The organism is uncultured Sphingomonas sp. (assembly GCF_964244235.1).
Classification (GTDB): Bacteria; Pseudomonadota; Alphaproteobacteria; order Sphingomonadales; family Sphingomonadaceae; genus Sphingomonas.
Map to the genome: position 1 here is coordinate 1 of NZ_CAXTII010000099.1, position 9,552 is coordinate 9,552.

The following is a 9,552-nucleotide window of genomic DNA, read 5'->3' on the forward strand; positions in this document are numbered from 1 at the left end:
GGCGGACCTGATCCTTCGCGGTGAGGTGAAGGACGGGGGCAGGGTGCGGGTGGACGAGGGGGATGGCGGGGTGGTGTTGGGGGTGGGGTGACGAAAAAGGGCGGTTCCTTTGCAGGAACCGCCCCCCTTCTTTTGTCTGATTATCAGAACGAGGCGCGGACGCCTGCCCGGAACGAGCGTCCGATTATGCCCGATTCGGCGACCACAGGATTGTACAGGTAGCCGCCGTAGGTAACGGTATCGAGCGGTGCCTTCGCATCGAAGACGTTGAACACGTTCACGTAGAACGAGAACTTGTCGTTGACCTTGATCGTGCCGGTCAGGTCGACATCGATGAACCGGCGGACGTTGCAACCCTGTATACCGCCATCGAGGCCGTTCGTGGGATTGTTCGGGTCAGTCCCGCCAGTGGGATCGGTGCAGCGGGTCACCCCCTGATCCGCCGCCGACAGATTATATCCCGCCGTATAGTATCCCGTAGCGCTGAGTGAAGCTGCGCCGAAGTCCAGCGTGTTCTGCCACGTCACTTTCCACTTGGGCGTCCCGGTGCCGGCGGTCAGGTTATAGTTTCCGATCGTGCCGTCATAACGCTCGGTGTGACCGTCCGGGAACGTCGTTTCGAGTTTGCGAATGAATTCTGCCTCCGCGATACTCGTGAACTTGATCCCTGCGAACAGCTCCTTGTTCAAGGTGGCACCAAAATCGAAACCATCGGTCTGGATGGTATTCGCGTTGATATAGGGCGCACTGACCGTGAAGATCGTCGGCATCGCATTGGGATGGTTCACGTCGGGCGCGTTCGGCACGATCGCGTATCCGGCGGGGATCGCCTGGCCAGCATAATAGGCGTTGATGGCGGTGCTGTAGGATGCCGCAGCAATCGCATTGTTCTTGCGGATGTTGTAATAGTCCGCCGTCAGCGTAAGTCCCCGGAAGGGTCGGATCTCGAAACCACCGGTGATGTTGCGCGACGTTTCCGGCTTCAGGTTTGGATTGGCGACCGAGGTTTCGCCGATGGTCGCCTGGCTTACATAGGTCGAGCAATTGGCCGGAGTCCCAGCGACACAAGGCTTAGCCGGATTGGTGCTGAACTGTGCTAGGTAGGCGGCCGGGAAATTGGTGATACCATACGGCACGTACCCGGTCGTGGGCAGCGAACTCGTCTCGCCGAAGCTCGGGATGCGGAAACCGCCCGAAATCGTGCCGCGCAGCGTTAGCTGGCGGATCGGATTGAAGACGATACCGCCCTTCGGCGAGAAGTGGCTCTGACCGCTCGAATAATGATCGTAGCGGCCCGATCCCTCCAGGTTCACCACGCTCAGGATGGGCGCGTTGATCTGGAAATAACCCGACTCGACACTACGGTGGCCGACGGTGCCGAACGCGTTGATTCCGAAGTAACGCTGCGTCGGGCCATTATAATCGGGGTTCGCGCTAGGCGAATTGACCGACTCGTATCGGTAGGATCCGCCCACCGCGACCATCAGCGGACCGCCGGGCAGTTCGAACAACGAGTGGCTCAGGTTGGCGTCGGCCTGATATTCCTGCGACTGATCGTTCGTCACCAGTGTCGGCGAGAGATAATCGAGCGTCGCCTGGCTGTTCTGCGACGGGTTGATGAAATTGTATGAACCGTCGGCCACTTCGTCGAGCAAATGCTGGATGTAAACGCGACCATCGAAGCGCTGGCGCAGATCATTGACCATGCCCACCGCGTTAACGCGCCAATCCCAACCTTGGCCAAATGAGCCATCGATCCCGCCCGCCAGACGATAAGCGCGGCTGCGCGTCTCGGTGAATTGGGTCAGGTCCGGAAGCGTACCGAGCAGCAGCGCCGTCTGACCTTGGCTCGCAAACGGGTTGTTCGGGTTGAGCGTGCCGTTGGCGGCAGTGCAGGCCACGGTCGTGCCACGGGGGCAGATGAAGACCGGCAGCGCCAGCGCACCCGAACCGGGCGCATGCGTCAACCCACCACTCGACGTGCTGTACGGCAGGAAATCTATCCCGGCCGGAGCGCTGGCGCGAATGACAGAGTTGGTCGGAAGGCCATATCCCGCGAGGCCGTAGCCCGAATAGCCGACCGTCGACTGCTCGAAATTGAACTCGGCATAGGCATGCGTGTTCGTGCCGATGTTGACGCTGGCGCGCATCGAGCCACCGACCCGCGTCAAGCGTGGCTCGATCACGCCGCCCTGATTGACGGTGTCCTGCGTGCAGACCGTAGTGGGGGAGTTAGGAATTGCCGCCAGTTCGGCAGTTGTCGGATTATAGGGGGTGAGGCCGTTACAGCCGGTGACTGAATTGAGGAATTGGTAACGCGAACCGGCGACCGCTGTACCTGTCGCCGCCGTAGCCGGACGGACGAGGAACACAGGAACGATCGTCGACACGCCCGCATAGTTGAGCGGAGAGTTCTGGCGGTTGTCGGTGCAGGCATTGGCCACCGGTGCGTTGGCGCACAGCCCGAGCTGATTGTCGGTGTTGTACGGATATCCCCGGTCGCGGCTATAGAGCGCATCCGAATGGACATAGTGACCGCTGATGTACACGTTGAAGTTCTGGGTAGACAGGTCGCCCATGCCCGCCGTCAGGCTGAGGCGCTGATTGGCGGCGTCTCCGCGCTGGGAAACGCCCGCTTCGGCCGTCCCGCTGACCCCGATGACCTGCTTCTTGGTGATAATGTTGATGACGCCTGCGATCGCATCCGCGCCATAGCTGGAGGACGCGCCGTCGCGCAGCACCTCAACCCGATCGACGATCTCGTCGGGAATGGTGTTCAGATCGACGAAGTTGCGCGAGCCGTCGTCCGCTAGCGGGTAGTAAGCGGCGCGCAAGCCGTCGAACAGCACCAGTGTCGAATTTGTCGTCAGTCCGCGCAGCGACGCGCCCGACGCGCCGCCAGCGAACGCGCCGTTGGCCGAGAAGGAGTTCGTCAGCGCCGGACCGTTGTTGGACGCCAGCGTCTGGATCGCCTGCTGCACCGTCTGGATACCACGGGCGTTGAGATCGCCAGTGGTCAGCACCGATACAGGCGAAGCAATGTTGGTCTCGCTCTGGTTGCGGAACAACGTGCCGGTGACGACGATGTCGTTACCCGCCGCGGTCTTGTCTGAGTTTGCAGGACTCGGCACTGCATCGGTCGGGGTCGCTTGGGCCGCGGGATTGGGCTGAGCCGTCGCATCCTGCGCGAAGGCAGGCGTCGCGGTCATCGCGGTGAGCATCGCGAACGGCGCGGCACCGAACAGGAGCGCGGCCTTGCGAGGATTGATCGTCATCTTGGTCATCTGGAACCCCTTAAATTCACCCTGGCACGCGACGTCGCGTGCCGTGAACGAACCGTTGCGTGCAGCCCTCTGAGAATTCGCCCTTCGGCCAATCCTTGATGAATCGGGGATGGTCCTCGCACCTGTGACTGTAAGGGGCAGCGGCGGGGCGGAAACCAGCTTTACCGCCAAGTGTAGCGAAAATGGCACTGATATGAAGCGAACTTCATCATCGCGTCATGTGACAGAAGGCCCTTGTCGGGGCTTCACTTCGCGCCCGGCATCGCCCCCGCCACCAGCAGCGGATCGAGCTTCGCGTCTCGCCATTTCAGCCCCCAGTGCAGATGCGGGCCCGTCGCGCGTCCGGTCATGCCGACCAGGCCGATCGGTTGGCCCTGGCGGACATGGTCGCCGACGTGCACGTCGATCCGCGACAGGTGCAGGAACGCACTGTTCAGCCCCATGCCGTGATCGATCATCAGCAGATTGCCCTCCAGCGTGAAGGGGTGGTCCGCCACCAGGGTGACGACGCCGTCGGCGGGCGCGGTGACGACGGTGCCGGTGGCGCGGGCGATGTCGATGCCCGAATGATAGGCCCCTGCCTCGCCATTCTTGTAGATCCGCTGCGACCCGAAAAAGGTCGAGATACGGCCCGTGGTCGGCCATGTGAATTTCTGTCGCCAGCCCGTGGCATCGGTCGGCCGCGCCCGCGCCGCGGCGATGGCGGCGAGTTCGGGCGGGCGAACGACCGCGAATTCGGCGTCGGGCACGGGCGTCTTCGGCAGGCTGTCGAGCCGCGACAAGGCCCAGCCGCGCGGCTCGATCGTCAGGGCTTGCGTCACGAACCGCCCGTCCGCCAGCGTGGCCACCAGCATCGCCGCACTCTTCGCATCGCGGTCGAACCCGGCGATGAAGCGGCGATCGGGCGCGAGCATCACCGGCTTGCCGTCCAGCGTCAGCGTCACCGTGCCCGCGGGCGCGGTACCGCCGATCAGGCCCCCTTGCGTCGTCGTGCCGGTCCAATGGAACGCATCGGACTGTCCGGCCGCCGGCGCGGCAGACTGTCCGGCCGCCGGCGCGGCGATGACGATAGCGATCCCCAGCGCCATCGCGGCGATACGCCTCATTGCGGCGCCATCGCCTCGGTCGCGATCGCGGCGCTGGCATAGGCCTCCTGGCGCGCGACGTTCCAGTAGCGCAGATCCTCCAGCGCCACCCGCGCGCCCGATACCGCACACTGGACATGGTCGCCCGTCGCCAGCACGCGAAAGCCGTTGGCCATGTAATAGAGCCGCGCGGCGCGATCGGTATTCGACATCAGCATATCGTCGCCTTTCAGAACAGGCGGGGCTGGTCGGCCCCAGCCTTCGCATCGGCTTTGCCATAGCCCTTCGCCGCGGGGCGCTCAACGCGGGGCGCATCGGTCCACGCATCGACCGCCCCGTCGGCGAAGTACAACGTTACCGCCCCCGCGCCGCGCGCCGCCGCCGCGGTCGCCAGCGTCGCCGCCCCGCCCTGGACCGTCACGCGCGCATAGCCGCGGTCGAGCACGCGGTCGGGGTTCAGCGACACCGCCAGCCGCCAGTTCGCATCGAGCCGTGCACGCGCCGCCTCCAGCCGCGTCGTCAGGATCGCGGGGCGCAGCGCCCCCGACGCGCGGTCGAGCGTCCCGCGCGCCAGCGACACGCGCCGTTCCAGCCCGCGCCCCAGCCGCTGGCCGAGATCGTCCGCGCGCTGGCGTTGCGGCCCCAGCAGCGCGTCGCGCTTCGGCAGCAGCCGCGCCATGGCGTCCAGCCGCTCGCGCCCGCGCTCCAGATAGCGCCGCGCGCAGCGTTCGGTGCGCTGCGCATGCCCCTCGATCGTCAGGCGCAGGTCGGCGAGCACGGGCACCGCCATCTCCGCCGCCGCGGTCGGCGTCGGCGCGCGCAGATCGGCGGCGAAATCGCACAAGGTCGTGTCGGTCTCGTGCCCGACCGCCGAGATGATCGGGATGGAACAGCCGGCGACCGCGCGCACCACCGCCTCCTCGTTGAACGCCCAAAGGTCCTCGATCGAGCCGCCGCCACGCGCGACGATGACCAGATCGGGCCGGATCTCCGCCGGCATCGCGTCGAAGCCGCGCACCGCCGCCGCGACCTCCGCCGCCGCGCCCTCGCCCTGCACCTTGACGGGCCAGACCAGGACATGGCCGGGGCAGCGATCCGCCAGCCGGTGGAGGATGTCGCGGATCACCGCGCCCGTCGGCGAGGTGACGATACCGATCCTGCGCGGCAGATAGGGCAGCGGCTTCTTCCGGTCGCCGGCGAACAGCCCCTCGGCGGCGAGCGAAGCCTTCAGCCGCTCGAACAGCGCCATCAGCGCGCCCGCGCCCGCCAGTTCCATCCGCTCGATGACGATCTGGTATTTCGACCGGCCGGGATAGGTCGTCAGCCGGCCGGTCGCGATGACCTCGATCCCGTCCTGCGGCGCGAAGGCGAGACCGCTTGCCTGGCCTTTCCAGATCACGCCGTCGATCACCGCCTGGTCGTCCTTGAGCGCCAGATAGGCATGTCCCGACGCGACCCGCTTGTAGCCCGATATCTCGCCGCGCAGGCGGACATGGCCGAACTCGCCCTCCACCACCCGCTTCAGCTTGAACGCCAGTTCGCCGACCGACCAGGGCGCCGCGTTGTCGCCCGCGACAGGCTCGGCTACCAGCCGCGCCGTCCCTGAATCGATGGGGTCGGGAAAGGGATTCGGCATGAACGTCCTGTTGCTGGGGTCGGGCGGCCGCGAGCACGCGCTGGCGTGGAAGCTCGCGCAGTCGCGTGGCCTAGATACGCTCTACGCCGCGCCCGGCAACCCCGGCATCGCGGAGCACGCGACCATCGTCGCGCTGGACGCGACCGACCATGATGCGGTGATCGCCTTCGCGCGCGACCATGCGATCGGGCTGGTCGTGATCGGCCCCGAAGCGCCGTTGGTCGATGGCCTCGCCGACTCGCTGCGCGCGGCGGACGTGGCGGTGTTCGGACCCGGCAGGGCGGCGGCGCGGCTGGAGGGGTCGAAGGGCTTCACCAAGGATCTGTGCGCGCGGGCCGGCATCCCGACCGCGGGGTACGTACGCGTCACGACGCTGCAAGAGGCGCAGGCCGCGCTCGACCGGTTCGGCGCGCCCGTCGTCGTGAAGGCGGACGGGCTTGCCGCGGGCAAGGGCGTGACGGTCGCGACGACTCGCGACGAGGCCGCGGCCGCGGTCTCCGACCTTTTCGCCGCGCCGGGTGCCGAAGCGGTGATCGAGGAATATATGGAGGGCGAGGAGGTCAGCCTGTTCGTCCTGACCGACGGCCGGACGCTGCTGCCGTTCGGATCCGCGCAGGACCACAAGCGCGTCGGCGAGGGCGATACCGGCCCGAACACCGGCGGGATGGGCGCGTACAGCCCCGCCGCGGTGCTGACCCCGGCTCTCGAAGCACGGGCGATCCGGGAGATCGTCGCGCCCACCGTCGCGGCGCTGGCCGCGGCGGGGACGCCGTTTTCCGGGGTGCTGTTCGCAGGATTGATGCTGACCGCTGCGGGTCCGAAGCTGATCGAATACAATGCCCGCTTCGGCGATCCCGAATGCCAGGTGCTGATTGCCCGGTACGAGGGCGATCTGCTGGCGACGATGCTGTGCGTCGCGGACGGGCGGCTGGGCGAGGCACCGGCGGTGCGCTTCTCGGACGACGCGGCGTTGACCGTGGTGCTCGCCGCGCGGGGCTATCCCGGAACGCCGGTCGCGGGCGGCGCGATCGGCGGGATCGCGGCGGCCGAGGCGATGGGGGTCCGCGTCTTCCAGGCGGGGACGCGGATGGGCGACGACGGGCTGGTCGCCGCCGGGGGCCGGATCCTCGCGGTCACCGCGACCGGGGCGGACGTCGCCGCGGCGCAGGCAGCGGCGTATCGCGGCATCGACGCGATCGATTTCCCCGACGGCTTTCATCGCCGCGATATCGGCTGGCGCGCGGCGGCGCGCGATACCTGATGCACGCGCGGCGGCGCGCGATACCTGATGCGCGCGCCGTGGCGCGCGGACGGGAAGCAGGCTAGGGTCCTGCCGGGCGAGCGCAGGGTCAGGGGCAGCGAATGACGGACAACGGAACCACCGCGATCACGGACATCCATCTGGCGCTGATCGTGATCCTCGCGATCGCCGCGATCGTCGCGATCGTCTGGGGCATGCGGATGAAGCGCGCGCGTGTCGCTGCGGCGAAACGGTTCGAGACCAACCACGACGAATCGCGCGACGCGACCGTGCGCGAACAGGCCGAACTCGGCACCGATCCGCTGCATGCCGACGCGCCGTCGCAGTCCCAATCCCAGGTGCAATCCGTCCCCGTCGCGCCGCAGCCGGCACCGATGCCGATCCCGGCCGCGCCGTCGCCACCCCCGCTCGCCGACGAACCCATCGCCGCCGCGCCGATGGCCGCGAGAGTCGCGAGCGAAACCGCTTTCGAGAGCATTTCCTCCGCCGCCGCCAACCCCGCCGACCGCCCGGTCACCGCGCTGAAGGGCCTCGGTCCAAAGGTCGCCACCGCGCTCGCCGACCGCGGCATCACGACCGTCGGCCAACTGGCCGCGCTCGACACGGTTCAGGCGGAGACGCTCGACGCCGATCTCGGCGCATTCAGGGGCCGCATGATGCGCGACCGCTGGATCGAGCAGGCGCGGTTCCTGGCGGCAGGGGACGTGAAGGGGTTCGAGGCGGTGTTCGGCCGGCTGTGAGGCAGGAAGACCCGTCTTCCTGCCGATGACGCGCGCGAAGCGCCGCGCCACACGCCGGCCCGGCCGGCGGCGCTACAGCGCCGTCCGACGACGCGGGATTTACGCCCGCGTCGGGCTGCTTACGACCGGCTCGACATGCGTAGGGCGCAGCGATCCAATCGCCGCGTGTTCCCCGTTTTCAGACAAACTGCCCGAATAGCCCGGATCGCGAAAGGCAGATCGCGGCGCAGATAGGGCTTGAGTTGCGCCCAGCCGATCATAGTGCGCCCGCCCGACAGATAGCCGCCCAATTCATATGGTCCGAACGTCCAGCTAATGCCGTCAGGGCCGATACTGACATGGTCCCAAGTCAGCGGGATGCCGTCCTTTACAGCGTTCGAATCCACGCCCTCTTGGTTGTCGAACGCGGCAAATGCTTTCCGGCGCAATGCCGCGTCGGGTTCTCTGGCGAATACGTCCTTCTGGGCGAGCAACCGGTGCATCCGGCGCGACCAGATGAAGAAATTGGACGCGTCATTGTTGGGATGCGCCATGCCCGCTTCGTAATATCCCGCGCCCGCATGTGCGGAAATGATGTCGGGCGACGCGGCGGACACGTTCTCGTATACGTCCAGCGACCCGGCGGTATCGCGAGTGTCGAAATTGTCCTTTTCGGTTCCGTCCTCGCCGCTGTAATAATCGCGCGCCAGCCGCTCGGCATGGCGCACCATCATCCGATTAAAATCCGCATCCGCCGCATCTCGGGAGATGACCGCGTGCACCTGCTCCTTCCATGTCGCGGGATATCCGTCTGGCGCGGATATGACCGCTTTCGTGCGGTCGGAAAGCGTCCTGCTTTCGAAGGAAAGAATAGGGGCCGCTATTCCAATGAGAAGCGAGAGCAGCATGGCCGGACGGTACAGACCGGCGGCCCGGTTGCCAAGGCAGCCCGGACACCACATCCGGGTCAATGTCACTGAACAAAGGCTGCACCTCCTGTTACGCCGGAGTTCAGAGCGCGCACCTATAATCCCGGTGGCTTCGGCGTCACCGCCTTGGCCGATCATCTGTCGAGAGGAAGACTGTCATGAAATTCATCGCAATCGCCGTTGCCGCCGCCAGCCTGGCGAGCACGACCGCCGCCTTCGCGCAATACGGGCCGGGGCCGGATCGGGGACCGCAGCACGCCCCGTGGAACGCCGGGTCCTTCTGGCGCGGCGCGCCCGAAAATCCCTATCAGCGAATCCAGTTCCTGCAGGAGCGCGTCAATCAGGGCATGGCCAATGGCAGCCTGGACCGCCGCGAAGCGCACCGGGTGAATGGCGAGCTGAACGGCGTCCGTCAGTGGATCCAGCGGATGCATTGGCGCGATGCCGGCAACCTCAATCCCGACCAGCGCGCCCAGGTGCAGGGTCGGCTCGACAATATCAGCCGCCAGATCCGCTGGATGCGGCACGACGGCCGGTAACCGGCTCCGCACCCCGCCGGGCCCGCAGCCCGGCGGGGATCGCTCCTAGAGTATCCGTTGTGATCAAGCCGGTTTGGCCACCCATTTCCGGTTGGCGCT

At 66.8% G+C, this 9,552-nt stretch carries 8 protein-coding genes; 3 read left to right on the top strand and 5 right to left on the bottom strand.

All coding sequences use genetic code 11. The features are described from left to right. Positions 1–143 precede the first annotated feature (143 nt). The 4 genes from ACFE7D_RS12990 to xseA form a co-directional block, all read right to left on the bottom strand. Complete coding sequence (locus ACFE7D_RS12990; RefSeq protein ID WP_375395839.1) at positions 144–3,284, bottom strand: TonB-dependent receptor domain-containing protein; 3,141 nt, start codon at positions 3,282–3,284, stop codon at positions 144–146. Between the two features lie 245 nt (positions 3,285–3,529). After that, the gene (locus tag ACFE7D_RS12995) at positions 3,530–4,390 is read right to left on the bottom strand and encodes a M23 family metallopeptidase (protein WP_375395840.1); all 861 of its coding nucleotides are present in this window, start codon (positions 4,388–4,390) and stop codon (positions 3,530–3,532) included. After that, the gene (locus ACFE7D_RS13000; protein WP_375395841.1) at positions 4,387–4,587 is read right to left on the bottom strand and encodes a DUF2093 domain-containing protein; all 201 of its coding nucleotides are present in this window, start codon (positions 4,585–4,587) and stop codon (positions 4,387–4,389) included. Before ACFE7D_RS13000 ends, ACFE7D_RS12995 begins: the two co-directional genes overlap by 4 nt. An 11-nt stretch (positions 4,588–4,598) precedes the next feature. Next, positions 4,599–6,005, bottom strand: coding sequence for an exodeoxyribonuclease VII large subunit (gene xseA / locus ACFE7D_RS13005; protein WP_375395842.1), 1,407 nt, complete (start codon positions 6,003–6,005; stop codon positions 4,599–4,601). Between xseA and purD the strand changes: the two genes are divergently transcribed. Further along, entirely contained in the window at positions 6,004–7,266 is a 1,263-nt protein-coding gene (purD, locus tag ACFE7D_RS13010) for a phosphoribosylamine--glycine ligase (RefSeq protein WP_375395843.1), read from the top strand. The genes xseA and purD overlap by 2 nt on opposite strands. A gap of 101 nt (positions 7,267–7,367) precedes the next feature. Next, positions 7,368–8,006 carry a hypothetical protein gene (locus tag ACFE7D_RS13015; RefSeq protein WP_375395844.1) on the top strand — a complete coding sequence of 213 codons (639 nt, stop codon included), beginning with the start codon at positions 7,368–7,370 and terminating at the stop codon, positions 8,004–8,006. 119 nt (positions 8,007–8,125) lie between these two features. Here ACFE7D_RS13015 and ACFE7D_RS13020 read toward each other — a convergent pair whose 3' ends face one another. Continuing rightward, the gene (locus tag ACFE7D_RS13020) at positions 8,126–9,052 is read right to left on the bottom strand and encodes a hypothetical protein (RefSeq protein WP_375395845.1); all 927 of its coding nucleotides are present in this window, start codon (positions 9,050–9,052) and stop codon (positions 8,126–8,128) included. Positions 9,053–9,072: 20 nt separating this feature from the next. Between ACFE7D_RS13020 and ACFE7D_RS13025 the strand changes: the two genes are divergently transcribed. Beyond that, a complete protein-coding gene (locus ACFE7D_RS13025; protein ID WP_375395846.1) occupies positions 9,073–9,453 on the top strand; it encodes a hypothetical protein in 381 nt (126 codons plus the stop codon). Positions 9,454–9,552: the final 99 nt, after the last annotated feature.

What these genes read in the sequence shown, in the direction of transcription:
- purD (WP_375395843.1), top strand. Translation starts at nt 6,004, where the DNA reads ATGAACGTCCTGTTGCTGGGGTCGGGCGGCCGCGAGCACGCGCTGGCG.
- xseA (WP_375395842.1), bottom strand. Translation starts at nt 6,005, where the DNA reads ATGCCGAATCCCTTTCCCGACCCCATCGATTCAGGGACGGCGCGGCTG.
- ACFE7D_RS13020 (WP_375395845.1), bottom strand. Translation starts at nt 9,052, where the DNA reads ATGATCGGCCAAGGCGGTGACGCCGAAGCCACCGGGATTATAGGTGCG.
- ACFE7D_RS13015 (WP_375395844.1), top strand. Translation starts at nt 7,368, where the DNA reads ATGACGGACAACGGAACCACCGCGATCACGGACATCCATCTGGCGCTG.
- ACFE7D_RS12995 (WP_375395840.1), bottom strand. Translation starts at nt 4,390, where the DNA reads ATGAGGCGTATCGCCGCGATGGCGCTGGGGATCGCTATCGTCATCGCC.
- ACFE7D_RS13025 (WP_375395846.1), top strand. Translation starts at nt 9,073, where the DNA reads ATGAAATTCATCGCAATCGCCGTTGCCGCCGCCAGCCTGGCGAGCACG.
- ACFE7D_RS13000 (WP_375395841.1), bottom strand. Translation starts at nt 4,587, where the DNA reads ATGCTGATGTCGAATACCGATCGCGCCGCGCGGCTCTATTACATGGCC.
- ACFE7D_RS12990 (WP_375395839.1), bottom strand. Translation starts at nt 3,284, where the DNA reads ATGACCAAGATGACGATCAATCCTCGCAAGGCCGCGCTCCTGTTCGGT.